Here is a 14,803-nt window from a genome sequence, read left to right on the forward strand (position 1 = left end):
TTAGCTTATAGAAAATGCTGCGATGCCGCAATACAATTTCCCGCTAACGAATGGAGATGGCGATGCAGGCTGAAATCAGAAGAGGCACAGTGGAGATGACGGCAGCGATGTTGATCTCGGGAACGATCGGCTGGTTCGTCGTCATGTCTGGCCAGCCCGTCAGTAGCGTGGTCTTCTGGCGCTGCTTTTTCGGTGCGTTGACCCTGCTCGTCATCTGCGCCGCGCTTGGCCTGTTCAGGCCTGGCATCATCGGCCTGCGTGCGTTCGGTATTGCCGTCTTCGGCGGCGTCGCCATCGTTTCCAACTGGCTTCTGCTGTTCGTCTCCTATTCACACGCGTCTATCTCGATTGCGACCACAGTCTACAATACGCAGCCCTTCATGCTGCTTGCGCTTGGCGCGCTGTTCCTCGGCGAGAAGATCACAGCTACCAAGCTCTTCTGGCTCGGGCTTTCCTTCAGCGGCATGGCTGTCATCGTCGAGGCGAAGCCGCAAGCTGATGCCATCTCAGGCAGTTACGGTCTCGGCATCCTGATGGCGCTTGGCGCTGCCTTCTTCTATGCGCTCGCTGCACTTGCCGCCAAGTGGTTGCGCGGTACGCCGCCGCATCTGATCGCGCTGATCCAGGTTTCAACCGGCATTGTCATGCTGGCACCGATGACCGATTTTAAGAATCTTCCGGTCGATGCAGGATCATGGCTGATCTTGACCGCCGTCGGCGTCATCCACACCGGCCTCATGTATGTGCTGCTCTATGGCGCGATCCAGAAGCTGCCGACGCATCTGACGGGTGCTCTATCCTTCATCTATCCGGTCGCCGCCATTCTGGTCGACCGCCTTGCCTTCGGCCACGCATTACAGCCGATGCAGATCGCTGGGGCGGTGGTCATTCTGCTTGCCGCCGCAGGCATGAATCTCGGCTGGTCGCCAGGCCGGCTCGTTCGCCTGCCGGCGACCAGAAGCTAAGCGATTACTTCTGCTGGCGTGTCGTTTCGAACAGGAACCAGACGCGACGTTCGCTCTGGTCGATCCAATTCTCGATCAGGCTGGCAGTCGCAACGTCATTGTGTTCGTCGCAGACTTCATGCACTTCGCGCAGGATGGAGACGAGCTGAAGATTGTCTTCGCGGAGTTCCGAGAGCATGTCCTCAGGGGTGACATAATCTGCATCATTGTCCGGAATGCGCTGCTGACGGGCGATCTGGCCGATCGAGCGCAGCGTTGTGCCGCCGATCTTGCGGGCGCGCTCAGCAACTTCGTCCGTCATGTCAAAAATCTGCTCTGCCTGCTCGTCGAGCAGCAGATGGTAGTCACGGAAATGTGGACCGGACATGTGCCAATGGAAATTCTTGGTCTTCACGTAGAGCGCGAAGACATCGGCGAGCATCGCGGTCAATGCGGCCGAGATATCGGTGATCGCGTTGGTCGGCAGGTCGGAAGGAGTCTTGAGCGGCGAACGTCTGCGGGCTTCAGCTGAGGTAGGCGACATGCATTCTCTCCTTGGTGATGAAATCCTTCTGCGCCGACGGCTTGGGGGAGGCCGCGGCAGGCCGTATCTACGGCCGCTTGCAAGGAGAAAATAGCAAGGCCGGGTCACTTGCCAAGTAGATCATGGTCCAGCCCACCTATTCTTTATGGTTATGGACAGATCAGCACGAGGCGATTGATGAAGCCCACCTGGCGCCCTATAGGAAGATGACACAATCTCTTGGATCCGAAGATGAGCCTTGCCGCCCTGATCGCCTACGCTGGCGCCCTGTTCATCGCCGCCGCCATTCCCGGCCCAGGAATCACGGCGATCGTCGCACGTGCGCTCGGTTCGAACTTCCGCGAGACCTTCTTCATGGGCCTCGGTCTGGTGCTCGGCGACATGACCTATCTGACCGCCGTTATCCTCGGCCTTGCCTTCGTGGCACAGACCTTCACCGAGATATTTCTCGTCATCAAGATCGCCGGTGCGCTCTATCTCGGCTATATCGCCTGGAAGCTCTGGACTGCCGGCCTGCTGCCGCAGGATATCGCCGCGAAAAAATCCAGCAGCGCTGGCATGTCCTTCCTGTCCGGCCTGCTGGTGACGCTCGGAAATCCGAAGACCATGCTCTTCTATGTGGCGCTTGTGCCAACGCTGATTGATCTCAACAGCGTCGGAATGCGCGAATATGTCATACTGCTCGCCATCACTTTCATGGTGCTGATGATCGTGCTCATTCCCTATATGCTGCTTGCCTCGCGCGCCCGCACGATGCTGAAGCAGCCGCGCGCATTGCAGACGCTGAACCGCGTTGCAGCAAGCATCCTGGCGGGCACGGCGGCCTTCATCGCCACCCGTGCGGCCTGAAATAAACATTCGGCAACGAATGGGTTTCAAAGGATTTTTTCTCTGGCTTGCGCGAGTGGCGGATGAAGCCACTCTGGCCTCACCGCCCGTTTGACCCTATTCTCTCCGCAGATTTCAGAATGGATTTCATAGGGAGAGCACCCATGTCGCACAAACCGGGCCGCGGCCGCATCTATTCCTCCATTACCGACACAATCGGCGACACGCCGCTCGTTCGCCTCGACAAACTCGCCAAGGAAAAAGGCGTAGTTGCCAACATCCTCGCCAAGCTGGAGTTCTTCAATCCGATAGCCTCGGTGAAGGATCGCATCGGTGTGGCGATGATCGAAAGCCTGGAAACGCAAGGCAAGATCTCTCCCGGCAAGACCGTGCTGATCGAGCCGACGTCGGGTAATACCGGCATCGCGCTTGCCTTCGCTGCGGCTGCCAAGGGCTACAGGCTGATCCTTACCATGCCGGAAACGATGTCCGTCGAGCGCCGCAAGATGCTGGCCCTGCTCGGCGCCGAACTGGTGCTGACCGAGGGACCAAAGGGCATGAAGGGGGCTATTGCCAAGGCCGAAGAGCTTGCTGCCTCACTTCCCGACGCCGTCATCCCACAGCAGTTCGAAAATCCGGCCAACCCCGAAATTCATCGACAGACGACTGCCGAGGAAATCTGGAACGACACCGATGGCAAGGTCGACATCTTCGTCGCCGGCATCGGTACCGGCGGCACGATCACCGGAGTCGGTCAAGTGCTGAAGAGCCGCAAACCGGATATTCGCGTCGTGGCGGTCGAGCCTACCGACTCGCCGGTACTGTCGGGCGGCACGCCCGGTCCGCACAAGATCCAGGGCATCGGCGCCGGCTTTGCCCCGAAGATCCTCGATACCAGCATCTATGATGAAGTCGTCACCGTCAGCAATGACGATGCCTTCCAGCAGGCGCGGCTTGTCGCGAGGCTCGAAGGCGTGCCGGTCGGCATCTCCTCGGGCGCGGCACTGATGGCCGCCATCGAAGTCGGTCGCCGCCCGGAAAATGCCGGCAAGAACATCGTCGTCATCATCCCATCCTTCGCCGAGCGCTATCTCTCGACGGCGTTGTTTGAGGGATTGGGGAACTGAGCGAATAGCGAATAGCGAATAGCGAATAGCGAATAGCGAATAGCGAATAGCGAATAGCGAATAGCGAATAGCGAATAGCGAATAGTCTGAAGAGCTGCTCGGTATCGGCAACCTTTATCTATTCGCTATTCGCCACGCCCTATTCGCTTCTCTCTTCAAGCTGCCGCCGTCAGCCTCTCGCCGGCCACGCGATACGAAATCGCCTCTGCCAGATGGATACGGCCAACGGTGTCCTTGCCGTCGAGATCGGCAAGCGTACGGGCAACCTTCAGGACGCGGTGATAACCGCGGGCGGAAAACTTCATCTTATCTGCGGCATCGCGCAATAGCTGCAATCCTGCTGCATCCGGCTCAGCAAATTTTTCGATCATCGCGGTCGAACAGCCGGCATTGGTGGAAATCCCCGAGGCGCCCGCAGCGGCATAACGCTCGCGCTGAATGTCGCGGGCTCGCGCAACGCGTCTTGCGACATCCGCGCTCGTTTCCGCCGTTGTCGGCCGGATGAGGTCGGCGGCAGAAACGGCCGGCACGTCAATGCGGATATCGATGCGGTCCATCAATGGTCCGGAGATGCGGGCCTGATAGTCGGTCATGCAACGCGGCCCGCGGGCGCAGGTATGGCCAGGCTCGCCCGCCATGCCGCAACGGCACGGGTTCATGGCCGCAACGAGCTGAATGCGTGCCGGATAGGAGACGCGGTGATTGGCCCGCGCGATGATGCATTCGCCGCTCTCCAGCGGTTGGCGCAGAGCATCAAGCACCTGGGGCGCAAATTCCGGAAACTCGTCGAGGAAGAGCACGCCGTGGTGAGCAAGCGAGGCTTCGCCTGGTCGGGCACGCAGCCCGCCCCCGATGAGGGCTGCCATGGTCGCCGAATGGTGCGGTGTTCGAAACGGCCGGCGATCCGAGAGCTTGCCGCCGGACAGTTGGCCGGCGATGGATTGGATCATCGAGACTTCGAGTAACTCGGCTGCTGAAAGCGGCGGCAGGATAGACGGCAGCCTAGAGGCCAGCATCGACTTGCCGGAACCGGGCGGCCCAACCATCAGAAGATTATGGCCGCCGGCGGCGGCTACTTCGAGCGCCCGCTTCGCGCTTTCCTGTCCTTTGATCTCGGAAAGGTCGGGCAGGTTTGCCGCGTTGGGACGAATGGATGGTTCCGGACGCGAGAGGATCTGCGTACCGCGGAAATGATTGGCAAGCGCAATCAGGCTGCGCGGCGCCAGGATATCGACCTCAGGACCCGCCCAAGCGGCTTCCGCACCGCTTTCAGCTGGACAGATCAAGCCCTTTCCGGTGGCGTTCGCTCCAATGGCAGCCGGAAGCGCGCCAGCGATCGCGGCAATCGTGCCATCGAGATTGAGTTCGCCGACAACGACATAATCAGACAAGGCATCCGCTGGAATGGCGCCGAGTGCTGCCATCAGGCCGAGTGCGATGGCCAAATCGAAATGACTGCCTTCTTTTGGAAGATCGGCAGGCGCGAGATTGACTGTCACGCGCTTTGCTGGCAGTGCGAGACCCGAGGCATGCAAGGCTGCCTGTACCCGCTCGCGGCTTTCGGCCACCGCCTTGTCCGGCAGGCCGACGATCTGGATTCCCATTTTGCCGGGAGCAACCATCACCTGGACTTCGACCGGCACACCTTCAATACCCTGAAACGCCACCGTACTGACGCGCGCGACCATGCCCCTGCCCCGTATTATTTACACCCCGCCTATGAAGGCGGTCACAACTTGGCATGGAACTCAGAATAAAACAAGAACGATGAGCGAACGGATTCGCCTATCAACTGCAATCAAATTGCGACGGGTTGTAAAGTTGGAACGAAGGCGATCAAACGCGGAACGCCTTTTTCGGGCACAAACTGCTGTGCTCTGTTGCTTGAGTTTCCCTTTTTCGCGCAATTCCAAACACAAAATAGCTCGAGACTTTTGCCGGAATTGCTTCAGGCGCGCTTACGCTCGATGGCATCCCAAAGCAGGCTTGCGATATCGGCGCCGCCGAATTTTTTCACTTCGCGGATGCCGGTCGGAGACGTCACGTTAATCTCGGTCATGTAATCGCCGATCACATCGATGCCGACGAGCAGGAAGCCCCGTGCGCGGAGAGCCGGACCAATGCGCTCGCAGATTTCCTTCTCGCGCGCCGTCAGTTCGGTCGGCTCGGCGCGGCCGCCGACATGCATGTTGGAGCGGCTGTCATGCTCTGCCGGGACGCGGTTGATAGCGCCGGCAAATTCACCGTCGACAAGAATGATGCGTTTGTCGCCCTTGCGCACATCAGGCAGATACTGCTGGGCGATAAAGGGCTCGCGGAAGAGCTGGCCGAACATCTCGAGCAGCGAGGACAGGTTGCGGTCGTCCCTGGTGGAATGGAAAACGCCGGCGCCGCCATTGCCGTAGAGTGGCTTCAGGATGATATCGCCCAGTTCGTCGCGGAAGCGGCGGATCTCAGCGGGATCCTTGGTGATCAGCGTCTTCGGCATCAGGTCGGAAAATTCGGTGACGAAGATCTTTTCCGGCGAATTGCGCACCCAGGCCGGATCGTTGACGACGAGCGTCTTCGGATGGATGCGCTCCAGAAGATGAGTCGAGGTGATATAGGCCATGTCGAAGGGTGGGTCCTGGCGCAGCAGGACGACATCCATGGTCGACAGGTCGACACGCTCCGGCGCGCCCAGCTCATAGTGGTCGCCCTTTACATCGCGCAGCACCATCGGCTCGACGGACGCATAGAGCTTGCCGTCGCGGAAGCTCAGGCGCTCTGGCGTGTAATGGAAGAGTTTGTAGCCGCGCGCCTGCGCCTCAATACTCATGGCGAAGGTGGAATCGCCAGCGATATTGATGCCGGCGACATGGTCCATCTGGACCGCTACATTCTTGATCTTGGCCATTTCCATCCCTTGAGCTGATGCCGCCCAGATGTAGGTCGGTCAGGCATCAAACGCAACGGCAATCAAACGCCTCGGGAAACTTCAGCGCGCGCTATTTTCAGGCCGCGATGCCATTGCCGCCGTTGTTGCGCAAAAGGTTGCGCAGCCGGTAAGCGATGGCGAGCGGCTTCGGGAAAGGCTTGCGCAGGAAGGCGACCTTACGGACGTAATTGTCCACCCGCCAGCTCGCCCAGGTGCCACCGGCAAAGAAGGCGACATCGCCGGCCTGCAGCGTGCGCTCTATGCCGTCTTCGGTTGTGACATGCACCTCGCCTTCGAGGATCATCACGGTCTCGTCCCAGCCGAAACGCCAGCGGAATTCACCTGATGTGCAGTCCCAGATCGCCGTCAGCGATGCCTCGTCATGGCCGCGGGAATGTTCTGCGGTACGCGCCTGCGGATTGCCGCTGATGATCCAGTCGGGATTGATCGGCGTCGACTTCAGCACCATGCCGTCACTTGCCTGCGCGACGAAAGATTTGCCAGATGGCTTCAACGCGGCATAAGGCACCGACCGCGCAGCCGCAGCGGCGGCGGTTGCAAGCATCATCTTCCAGGCCATGGAACACCCCCAATTTGCTACCCCTAGCTGCGCCGTGGATAGCAAAAGAGTCGTAAAAGCCCGTTCAAGCAGACGCTAAAATCTTAATGAAAGCTGACTCATCCATGTGTTGGAGGGGCACGGTCACTGACGGCTTCATGCGCGCAGCTAGAAAGCATCCGGGAAGTGCCGGGGGAGCTTTCCCGGTAATACCGCAACGATATCATACCGTTGAGAGAGAATGGCATAGTCGCGTTGGCGGGCGAGCCAGAGATCGCTGGCGGCCCTGATGCGATTTTGCGAGGCATAGGAGACGGCATTTACCGCGCCCATCTCGTCGGCGCGCGCCTTGACCTCAACGAAGACAGCAAGATCCCCCTTGCGGGCGATGATATCGACCTCGCCGAGCTTCGTTTTGTAGCGTAGGGCGAGGATGCGATAGCCCTTCAGCATCAAAAAAACGGCGGCGATATATTCCGCCGCCCAGCCGCGGCGCAGCGCCTTTCTCCTGCGGAACGTGACCTCGCCGTCAGCCATCCGCAGCCTTCATATCGAGAAGCTTCTGATAGAGCACCTTGCGCGGCAGGCCGGTCAGGCGCGCCGCCTCCGTCGCGGCCTTGGCCGTCGGCAGGGATTTTGAAAGATCCGCGAGAACCGCGTCGACATCCGCCTCGGTCGCCGGCTCGTCCTTTGACGGACCGATGACGAGCACGATCTCACCCTTCACATTGTCATGCTCTTTATAATAGCCGGCCAGTTCGGAGAGCGTGCCGCGGCGGAACTCCTCATAGGTCTTGGTCAGCTCGCGGCAGACAGATGCCTGGCGCGTACCGCCGAGCACATCGGCTGCGGCAAGCAGCGTCGCGCCGATGCGATGAGGCGATTCAAAGAAGATCAGCGTGGCCGGCGCACTCATGAATTCCGCGAGCCGGTCGCGGCGCGCCTTGTCCTTGGTCGGCAGGAAACCGGCAAAGAGAAAGGCGTCGTTCGGAAGGCCCGAGCCGACGAGGGCGGTAAGTGGCGCGGAGGCACCAGGAATGGGAATGACACGGTAGCCAGCCTCGATCGCCTGCTGTGCCAGACGATAGCCGGGGTCGGAGACGAGCGGTGTTCCGGCATCGGAGACCAGCGCCACCGACTTGCCGGCTTCAAGTGCCTGCAGGAGCCGCGGCCCGGCCTCATCGGCATTATGCTCGTGATAGGCGAAAGGGCGGTTCTGGATGCCGTAACGATCAAGCAAAACGCGGGTGACCCGCGTGTCCTCGCATGCCAGGACATCGGCACCCGCAAGCGTTTCCAGTGCGCGCAGGGTAATGTCGCCGAGATTGCCGATTGGTGTGGCGACGAGATAGAGAGCTTGTTCAAGCGGGCGCGCCGGCACCGCAATATTGTGCACGCGAAAGCCGCGCCGGGCGCCGGTTTCCGCTGTCGTCTCTTCCGTCATGTCACTCGCTTTCGTCCCGCCGGCCTCTTCTCTTTATGGGCGAGCGGCGCTGCTTCGACAAGGGGCCGCAATTTCTGTGAGCATTGCACTGCAAAACGGCATTTGCGGACCTGCGGGCAGCCATGCCTCTTGCAATCGCTGGCAAAGTTCTGCCATTTTGCCTGTCCACTCCCCTCTCCCAAGGGGAAAGCAGTGACGCGGCGCTTGCAGGCGCCCGGACAATGAAGGTCGAAAGCGGTAGCATCCCATGCGTATTACTATTGAGCGGTCAAACCTTTTGAAGTCGCTGAACCACGTCCACCGCGTGGTCGAACGCCGCAACACGATCCCGATCCTGTCCAACGTTCTCTTGAAGGCGGACGGCCAGAGCCTCGACATGAAGGCGACCGACCTCGATCTGGAAATCACCGAAGCGACGCCTGCCAATGTCGAGCAGGCTGGCGCCACGACCGTTCCCGCCCATCTTCTTTACGACATCGTGCGCAAGCTTCCCGATGGCGCGGAAGTGCTGCTCGCCACCACGCAGGATGGCGGCTCCATGAACGTGCAGTCGGGCCGTTCGAAATTCTCGCTGCAGTGCCTGCCAGAATCCGATTTCCCGGATCTGACCGCCGGTACCTTCACGCATTCCTTCAAGCTGAAGGCGAGCGACCTGAAGATGCTGATCGACCGCACGCAGTTTGCGATCTCGACCGAAGAAACCCGCTATTATCTGAACGGCATCTTCTTCCATACGATCGAAAGCGGCGGCGACCTGAAGCTGCGCGCCGTCGCTACCGACGGCCATCGCCTGGCCCGCGCCGATGTGGACGCACCCTCCGGGTCGGAAGGCATGCCGGGCATCATCATTCCGCGCAAGACGGTCGGCGAATTGCAAAAGCTCGTCGACGCGCCGGACGCGATCGTCACCGTCGAAGTCTCCGATGCCAAAATCCGCATCACCATCGGCTCTATCGTGATGACGTCGAAGCTGATCGACGGCACCTTCCCTGACTACCAGCGCGTCATTCCGACCAATAACGACAAGGAAATGCGCGTCGACTGCACAAGCTTCGCCCAGGCCGTCGACCGCGTCTCGACCATCTCGTCGGAACGTGGCCGCGCAGTGAAGCTCGCGCTATCCGATGGTCAGCTCCTCCTCACCGTCAACAATCCGGATTCCGGTAGCGCTACGGAAGAAGTTGCCGTCGGCTACGATACGGATCCGATGGAGATCGGCTTCAACGCCAAGTATCTGCTCGACATCACAGCGCAGCTTTCCGGCGACGAGGCGATCTTCCTGCTGGCCGATGCCGGCTCGCCGACACTCGTGCGCGACACCGCCGGCGACGACGCCCTCTACGTGCTGATGCCGATGCGCGTTTAAACGCGCGTCGTTTTTGGCTTCAAAACTTTCCTGATTGCGACGTCGCCTCTTGTTTTTGCTTCACCCTCCTGCAATTAAGGGCGGGGTGAACAGCAAGCATGGGAGGACGGCATGGCATTGCGGCTCAAGGAAAGGCTCGGCAGAAAGTTTGACGAAGAGATCCGCTTCTTCAAAGGCATGATGCAGGGGCCAAAGACAGTCGGTTCCATCGTTCCGACCTCCTCGATCACCGCCCGCAAGATGGCGAGCGTCGCAAATCCGTACTCCGATCTGCCCATTCTCGAGCTCGGCCCCGGCACCGGAGCCATCACCAAGGCGATCCTCGCCCATGGCGTGAAGCCGGAGAAGCTCGTTGCTGTCGAATATTCGACGGACTTTTACGAGCATCTCCTGCGCCTTTACCCGGGCGTGAATTTCATCAATGGCGACGCCTTCGATCTCGACAGGACGCTCGGGTCGTTCAAGGATCAAAAATTCGATTGCGTTGTCTCGGGCATACCGCTCCTGAACTTCCCGATGCAGGCGCGCATCGCACTGCTGGAAAATCTGCTGGACCGTATGCCGGCCGGGCGGCCGATGGTGCAGATCTCCTATGGCGCGGTCTCACCAATCATTGCCAATCCCGATCGTTACAGCATTCATCATTTTGATTTCATTGTGCGCAATATTCCGCCGGCTCAACTCTGGATCTATCGGCGCGGATAAATGTTTGGATTTTATATTACCCACCCGCAGGTCAAGATCGACCCTGCGGTTCCCGTTCCCCAATGGGGCCTTTCAGACGTTGGCGTCGAGCGCGCCCGTAAGGCTGCTGCGAGCGACTGGGCGAAGCGGCTCGCCCGCATCGTCTCCAGCGATGAGACAAAGGCGATCGAAACGGCGGAAATCCTTGCCGCGGCTACAGGCGTAAAAATCGAGATCATGCATGGCATGCATGAGAACGACCGCTCTGCTACAGGTTTCCTGCCGCCGGACAGGTTCGAAGAGGCCGTCAACTGGTTCTTCGCCCATCCGCAGGAGAGCTTCAAGGGCTGGGAGCGGGCCGCGGATGCGCAAGCTCGCATCGTCTCTGCGGTCGAAGCGATCCTCTGTTCGCACGATCCGAATGCACCGATTGCTTTCATCGGCCACGGCGGCGTCGGAACGCTGCTGAAATGCCATTTGATGGGCGCACCGATCGCGCGTGATCGTGACCAGCCGGTCGGTGGCGGCAATCTCTATGCTTTCGGCCTTGCGGATCGGCGCTTATCATGCGACTGGACACCCATCGAAGACTGGCGGGGGTGATTTGAGATGGACGCACGCGAGCGGTTGATCGTCGGACTGGATGTTCCAACGATTGGCGAAGCGGAAAGATTGGTTTCCACGCTCGGCGACGACATTCTCTTCTACAAGATCGGCTACCAGCTCGTCTTTGCGGGCGGGCTCGAATTTGCTCGCGACCTTGCCGCAAGCGGCAAGAAGATCTTTCTCGACATGAAGCTGCTCGACATCGACAACACGGTCGCGTCCGGCGTTGAAAACATCGCCAAGATGGGCATGTCGATGCTGACGCTGCATGCCTATCCGAAAGCGATGAAAGCGGCGGTAGAAGCTGCAAAGGGCTCCGGCCTCTGTCTGCTCGGCGTCACCGTACTGACATCCATGGATGCGGAAGACCTCATCGAGGCAGGCTACCAATATGATCCGAAGGCACTCGTCGCGCGCCGCGCCGAACAGGCGCATGCGGCCGGCATGGGCGGTATCGTCTGCTCGGCCGAGGAATCGACCAGCGTGCGCGAAATCATCGGGCCGGATATGGCGATCGTCACACCCGGGATCCGCCCGACCGGCGCCGAAAAGGGCGACCAGAAGCGGGTGATGACGCCTTCGGATGCGCTGAAGGCCGGCTCCACCCACCTCGTCGTCGCCCGCCCGATCGTCAAGGCGCCGGAACCGCGGGAAGCGGCACGGGCAATCCTCAATGAAATGGTCGCCGCGCTCTGGCCGGCAAACCGATGAAAGGGAGAGAATAATGGGCAAGGGATATTGGATCGCCCGCGTCGACGTGCGCGACCCAGAGCGTTACAAGGACTACGTGGCAACCGCAAAGCCCGCCTTCGAGAAATACGGTGCAAACTTCCTTGCCCGTGGCGGCGCATTCACCGAACTCGAAGGCAAGGCGCGCGCCCGCAATGTCGTCATCGAATTCCCCTCGATGCAGCATGCCGTCGACTGCTACAATTCGCCGGAATATCAAGCCGCCGCGAAAATCCGCCAGGAAGTAGCCGATGCCGAAATGGTTGTCGTCGAAGGTATCTAAGCCAGTTTCGACGGGTGAAAACTGCGGCGCGATGGCCCTTTTCGTCGCGCCGGGATTCGGCTAAGACGAAATCCATCACAGCATTCCAAAGCCTTTCGAGGAGCCTGCCATGACCCTTGCCAACCTGCCGCCGCTCGTCACCGTGTTCGGAGGGTCCGGCTTCATCGGCAGACACGTCGTGCGTGCGCTGGCAAAGCGCGGTTACCGCATCCGCGTTGCAGTGCGTCGCCCGGATCTCGCCGGCTTTCTGCAGCCGCTCGGCAATGTCGGTCAGATCTCCTTCGTTCAGGCCAACCTGCGCTACCGCAACTCGATCGATCGCGCCGTCGAAGGTGCTGACCACGTCATCAACTGCGTCGGCATCCTCTTCGAGAGCGGCCGAAACACGTTTGATGCCGTGCAGGAATTCGGCGGCCGTGCCGTGGCTGAAGCGGCCCGCAACGCCGGTGCGACGCTCACTCATATCTCCGCCATCGGCGCCAACTCCGGTTCCCATTCCAGTTACGGCCGCACCAAGGGCCGTGCGGAAGCCGCGATCTTGTCGATCAAGCCGGACGCGGTGATCTTCCGCCCGTCTATCGTCTTTGGCCCGGAAGACAGCTTTTTCAACAAGTTTGCCGACATGGCGCGCCTGTTCCCGGTTCTGCCGCTCGTCGGCGGCGGCAAGACGAAGTTTCAGCCTGTTTATGTCGAGGATATCGCCGAGGCCGTTGCCCGTGCCGTCGATGGCAAAGTCGAAGGCGGCAAGATCTACGAGCTTGGTGGCCCTGAAGTTCTGAGCTTCCGCGAATGTCTCGAGACAATGCTCAAGGTCACGGCCCGCAAGAACCGACTCGTTTCGCTGCCCTTCGGCATCGCATCACTGATCGGCAGCATTGCGTCGCTCGTGCCATTCATTGCACCGCCAATCACGCCGGATCAGGTCAAGCTGCTTAAGCAAGATAATGTCGTTTCGAAGGAGGCCGAAGCTGAAGGCCGTACCCTGAAAGGCCTTGGCATCACGCCGACGATGGTGACTTCGGTGCTCGGCTCCTATCTCGTGCAATACCGCCCGCACGGCCAATATACCGGATCCGGCAAGGCTGCCTGATAATCGATAGCCGACAGCGCAAGCGCCGCTCGTGAACCTTCGCGGGCGGCGCTTCTTTTTTGCAATGGTAAATCCGGCGCAAGTCTGGCGTGTTAAGACGCGTTCCATAGTGTGTGACGTTGCAGAAAAGACGCATAGGAAATTTAGTGGAATTAACATCAAATTTAGCAGGAACATTTATTGCTATTTGCCATTCCACTGACTAAACACCCCGCGCGTCTCCACAAAGACTCAAAGCGCCTCGCAGGCGTGCGGCAATCACTGTGAAAGGCTATTTCTGATGGGTAAGTCAATCGCGCTTCTTTTTGCGTGTGCGGCACTGGTAATCCTCGCAGGCTCCTTCATTGCGCCGGGCTCGGTCGCAGCGGTGAAGGGCGGTTGCTCGCCGGCTTACGGCGTCGATCCCTGCTCGACGGCCTCCATTACCCACTAAAGCGTTTGCGATATTTCAAATCCGCTTACGCTTCAAATCTTGTTCCACGCATGTCATTGTCGCCAAACCGCTGCATAGTTTTGCGCGATATGTTCTAAAAAAGCCGGTCCTTTCGAACCGGCTTTCATCTTTATCCTGGCGTGAGCGGCCCTATTCGAGCGCTCGGAGGTTCAGCGACCTCAGGCAATCATGCCGGCCATCGCCATGCCGAGCAGCACGACACCCAAAATGATGCGATAGATCGCAAAGACCGTGAAACGGTTGCTCCTGATATAGGCAAGCAGCCATTTGACGGCGATGAATGCGACAGCAGTGGAAACGACGAAGGCAATGCCGAGCGCGGTCCAATCCTCGTTTGCCGCACCACCATCCTTGAGGGTTTTCAGCAGCGAGAAGGCACTTGCCGCATACATGGTCGGAATGCCGACGAGAAAGGCGAATTCGGTCGCCGCAGCGCGGTTACCGGTGCCGGCCAGCATGGCGACGAAAATCGTGGCGCCGGAGCGGGATGTACCAGGGAAGACGCCGGCCACGATCTGGGCGATACCCACAAGAATGGCGACGAGCCAGGTGATGTGAGAGCTTGGCGGCCGGCGGGCGGCAGCCCATTCGGCAAAAATCATCCAGATACCGCCGATGATGAGCGCCCAGGCAACCGGTGTGGCGTTTTCAGGCAGTTCGAAACCGAGCTTCTTGACGATAAGCCCGAGAACCGCCGTGATCAGAAAGGCGCCGATCAGCTTGAAGGCGTAGTCCCGATTCTTGGGATCGCGCCAGCCGAGCAGCAGATCGAGCAGACGGCGCCAGTAGATGATCGTGACGGCGAGGATCGCGCCTGCCTGAATGACGATATTGAACGTCTCACTACGAGCGCCGAACCATTGTTCCGCAATGATCAAGTGGCCGGTGCTCGAGATCGGCAGGAACTCGGTAATCCCTTCTATAATGCCCAGAATTATAGAGCTTAGATAGTCCATAAAGTGTCTCCGGTTTGGGGTTCGGTCGGACTGGAATTGCGATCAGATTTATATTGCACTGCACCATCATCATTCGCCAGAGCGGGGAAAGAAAAGGCGAGCGGAAGTTGCGATGGTTCATGCAGCCGTGTTTTGTCCCTTGTTAGGCAGGTACGGCCCGATTCGCTTGTATTGGAGGGGCCAAGCTCCTATAGCTTCAACCAATGAGTCATGACTAGGGCGGTATAATCGGCGCGCCCTTTAGCCCATTTACCGCAATTAAAGTCCGAGTA

17 protein-coding genes are annotated in these 14,803 nt (G+C 59.5%); 10 read left to right on the forward strand and 7 right to left on the reverse strand.

Annotation, left to right across the window (positions count from 1 at the left end; all coding sequences use genetic code 11):
• Nucleotides 1-62 precede the first annotated feature (62 nt).
• Nucleotides 63-965 carry a DMT family transporter gene (locus FHX08_RS15650; RefSeq protein ID WP_132652924.1) on the forward strand — a complete coding sequence of 301 codons (903 nt, stop codon included), beginning with the start codon at nucleotides 63-65 and terminating at the stop codon, nucleotides 963-965.
• Between the two features lie 4 nt (nucleotides 966-969).
• Here the strand turns inward: FHX08_RS15650 and FHX08_RS15655 are convergent, their stop codons facing one another.
• Nucleotides 970-1,488: a Dps family protein gene (locus tag FHX08_RS15655; protein ID WP_132652925.1), complete on the reverse strand. Its 519-nt coding sequence runs from the start codon at nucleotides 1,486-1,488 to the stop codon at nucleotides 970-972.
• A gap of 231 nt (nucleotides 1,489-1,719) precedes the next feature.
• Here FHX08_RS15655 and FHX08_RS15660 point away from each other — a divergent pair, with 231 nt between their 5' ends.
• Nucleotides 1,720-2,337, forward strand: coding sequence for a LysE family translocator (locus FHX08_RS15660; protein ID WP_132652926.1), 618 nt, complete (start codon nucleotides 1,720-1,722; stop codon nucleotides 2,335-2,337).
• 143 nt (nucleotides 2,338-2,480) lie between these two features.
• Entirely contained in the window at nucleotides 2,481-3,443 is a 963-nt protein-coding gene (gene cysK / locus FHX08_RS15665) for a cysteine synthase A (RefSeq protein ID WP_132652927.1), read from the forward strand.
• 155 nt (nucleotides 3,444-3,598) lie between these two features.
• On the opposite strand, the gene FHX08_RS15670 is transcribed toward cysK, so the two are convergent.
• The 5 genes from FHX08_RS15670 to rsmI all read right to left on the reverse strand — a co-directional run bounded on the left by FHX08_RS15670 (nucleotide 3,599) and on the right by rsmI (nucleotide 8,363).
• Nucleotides 3,599-5,131 carry a YifB family Mg chelatase-like AAA ATPase gene (locus FHX08_RS15670; protein WP_132652928.1) on the reverse strand — a complete coding sequence of 511 codons (1,533 nt, stop codon included), beginning with the start codon at nucleotides 5,129-5,131 and terminating at the stop codon, nucleotides 3,599-3,601.
• Between the two features lie 260 nt (nucleotides 5,132-5,391).
• Nucleotides 5,392-6,339 (reverse strand): glutathione synthase, encoded by a 948-nt coding sequence (gshB, locus tag FHX08_RS15675; RefSeq protein ID WP_132652929.1) that lies wholly within the window; start codon nucleotides 6,337-6,339, stop codon nucleotides 5,392-5,394.
• 97 nt (nucleotides 6,340-6,436) lie between these two features.
• A complete protein-coding gene (locus FHX08_RS15680; RefSeq protein ID WP_132652930.1) occupies nucleotides 6,437-6,940 on the reverse strand; it encodes a cupin domain-containing protein in 504 nt (167 codons plus the stop codon).
• Between the two features lie 147 nt (nucleotides 6,941-7,087).
• Nucleotides 7,088-7,456: a YraN family protein gene (locus FHX08_RS15685; protein ID WP_132652931.1), complete on the reverse strand. Its 369-nt coding sequence runs from the start codon at nucleotides 7,454-7,456 to the stop codon at nucleotides 7,088-7,090.
• Nucleotides 7,449-8,363, reverse strand: coding sequence for a 16S rRNA (cytidine(1402)-2'-O)-methyltransferase (gene rsmI / locus FHX08_RS15690; protein WP_132652932.1), 915 nt, complete (start codon nucleotides 8,361-8,363; stop codon nucleotides 7,449-7,451). Before rsmI ends, FHX08_RS15685 begins: the two co-directional genes overlap by 8 nt.
• 247 nt (nucleotides 8,364-8,610) lie before the next feature.
• On the opposite strand from rsmI, the gene dnaN reads away from it, so the two are divergent.
• The 7 genes from dnaN to FHX08_RS15725 all read left to right on the forward strand — a co-directional run bounded on the left by dnaN (nucleotide 8,611) and on the right by FHX08_RS15725 (nucleotide 13,554).
• Nucleotides 8,611-9,729 (forward strand): DNA polymerase III subunit beta, encoded by a 1,119-nt coding sequence (gene dnaN, locus FHX08_RS15695; RefSeq protein ID WP_132652933.1) that lies wholly within the window; start codon nucleotides 8,611-8,613, stop codon nucleotides 9,727-9,729.
• Nucleotides 9,730-9,840: 111 nt separating this feature from the next.
• Nucleotides 9,841-10,434 (forward strand): phospholipid N-methyltransferase PmtA, encoded by a 594-nt coding sequence (gene pmtA, locus FHX08_RS15700; protein ID WP_132652934.1) that lies wholly within the window; start codon nucleotides 9,841-9,843, stop codon nucleotides 10,432-10,434.
• The gene (locus FHX08_RS15705; protein ID WP_132652935.1) at nucleotides 10,435-11,016 is read left to right on the forward strand and encodes a histidine phosphatase family protein; all 582 of its coding nucleotides are present in this window, start codon (nucleotides 10,435-10,437) and stop codon (nucleotides 11,014-11,016) included.
• A gap of 6 nt (nucleotides 11,017-11,022) precedes the next feature.
• On the forward strand, nucleotides 11,023-11,730 hold the full coding sequence (gene pyrF, locus FHX08_RS15710; RefSeq protein ID WP_132652936.1) for an orotidine-5'-phosphate decarboxylase: 708 nt from the start codon (nucleotides 11,023-11,025) through the stop codon (nucleotides 11,728-11,730).
• Nucleotides 11,731-11,743: 13 nt separating this feature from the next.
• The gene (locus tag FHX08_RS15715) at nucleotides 11,744-12,031 is read left to right on the forward strand and encodes a DUF1330 domain-containing protein (protein ID WP_132652937.1); all 288 of its coding nucleotides are present in this window, start codon (nucleotides 11,744-11,746) and stop codon (nucleotides 12,029-12,031) included.
• A 109-nt stretch (nucleotides 12,032-12,140) separates the two neighbouring features.
• Complete coding sequence (locus FHX08_RS15720) at nucleotides 12,141-13,121, forward strand: complex I NDUFA9 subunit family protein (protein ID WP_132652938.1); 981 nt, start codon at nucleotides 12,141-12,143, stop codon at nucleotides 13,119-13,121.
• Between the two features lie 280 nt (nucleotides 13,122-13,401).
• The gene (locus FHX08_RS15725) at nucleotides 13,402-13,554 is read left to right on the forward strand and encodes a hypothetical protein (RefSeq protein WP_165911864.1); all 153 of its coding nucleotides are present in this window, start codon (nucleotides 13,402-13,404) and stop codon (nucleotides 13,552-13,554) included.
• 179 nt (nucleotides 13,555-13,733) lie between these two features.
• Here the strand turns inward: FHX08_RS15725 and FHX08_RS15730 are convergent, their stop codons facing one another.
• Nucleotides 13,734-14,531, reverse strand: coding sequence for an undecaprenyl-diphosphate phosphatase (locus FHX08_RS15730; RefSeq protein ID WP_132652939.1), 798 nt, complete (start codon nucleotides 14,529-14,531; stop codon nucleotides 13,734-13,736).
• Nucleotides 14,532-14,803: the final 272 nt, after the last annotated feature.

The organism is Rhizobium sp. BK529 (genome assembly GCF_014194105.1).
Classification (GTDB): domain Bacteria; phylum Pseudomonadota; class Alphaproteobacteria; order Rhizobiales; family Rhizobiaceae; genus Rhizobium.

Bases quoted from the DNA above. Each gene is read 5' to 3' on its own strand.
- FHX08_RS15650 (WP_132652924.1), top strand. From the start codon at position 63: ATGCAGGCTGAAATCAGAAGAGGCACAGTGGAGATGACGGCAGCGATG.
- FHX08_RS15655 (WP_132652925.1), bottom strand. From the start codon at position 1,488: ATGTCGCCTACCTCAGCTGAAGCCCGCAGACGTTCGCCGCTCAAGACT.
- FHX08_RS15660 (WP_132652926.1), top strand. From the start codon at position 1,720: ATGAGCCTTGCCGCCCTGATCGCCTACGCTGGCGCCCTGTTCATCGCC.
- cysK (WP_132652927.1), top strand. From the start codon at position 2,481: ATGTCGCACAAACCGGGCCGCGGCCGCATCTATTCCTCCATTACCGAC.
- FHX08_RS15670 (WP_132652928.1), bottom strand. From the start codon at position 5,131: ATGGTCGCGCGCGTCAGTACGGTGGCGTTTCAGGGTATTGAAGGTGTG.
- gshB (WP_132652929.1), bottom strand. From the start codon at position 6,339: ATGGCCAAGATCAAGAATGTAGCGGTCCAGATGGACCATGTCGCCGGC.
- FHX08_RS15680 (WP_132652930.1), bottom strand. From the start codon at position 6,940: ATGGCCTGGAAGATGATGCTTGCAACCGCCGCCGCTGCGGCTGCGCGG.
- FHX08_RS15685 (WP_132652931.1), bottom strand. From the start codon at position 7,456: ATGGCTGACGGCGAGGTCACGTTCCGCAGGAGAAAGGCGCTGCGCCGC.
- rsmI (WP_132652932.1), bottom strand. From the start codon at position 8,363: ATGACGGAAGAGACGACAGCGGAAACCGGCGCCCGGCGCGGCTTTCGC.
- dnaN (WP_132652933.1), top strand. From the start codon at position 8,611: ATGCGTATTACTATTGAGCGGTCAAACCTTTTGAAGTCGCTGAACCAC.
- pmtA (WP_132652934.1), top strand. From the start codon at position 9,841: ATGGCATTGCGGCTCAAGGAAAGGCTCGGCAGAAAGTTTGACGAAGAG.
- FHX08_RS15705 (WP_132652935.1), top strand. From the start codon at position 10,435: ATGTTTGGATTTTATATTACCCACCCGCAGGTCAAGATCGACCCTGCG.
- pyrF (WP_132652936.1), top strand. From the start codon at position 11,023: ATGGACGCACGCGAGCGGTTGATCGTCGGACTGGATGTTCCAACGATT.
- FHX08_RS15715 (WP_132652937.1), top strand. From the start codon at position 11,744: ATGGGCAAGGGATATTGGATCGCCCGCGTCGACGTGCGCGACCCAGAG.
- FHX08_RS15720 (WP_132652938.1), top strand. From the start codon at position 12,141: ATGACCCTTGCCAACCTGCCGCCGCTCGTCACCGTGTTCGGAGGGTCC.
- FHX08_RS15725 (WP_165911864.1), top strand. From the start codon at position 13,402: ATGGGTAAGTCAATCGCGCTTCTTTTTGCGTGTGCGGCACTGGTAATC.
- FHX08_RS15730 (WP_132652939.1), bottom strand. From the start codon at position 14,531: ATGGACTATCTAAGCTCTATAATTCTGGGCATTATAGAAGGGATTACC.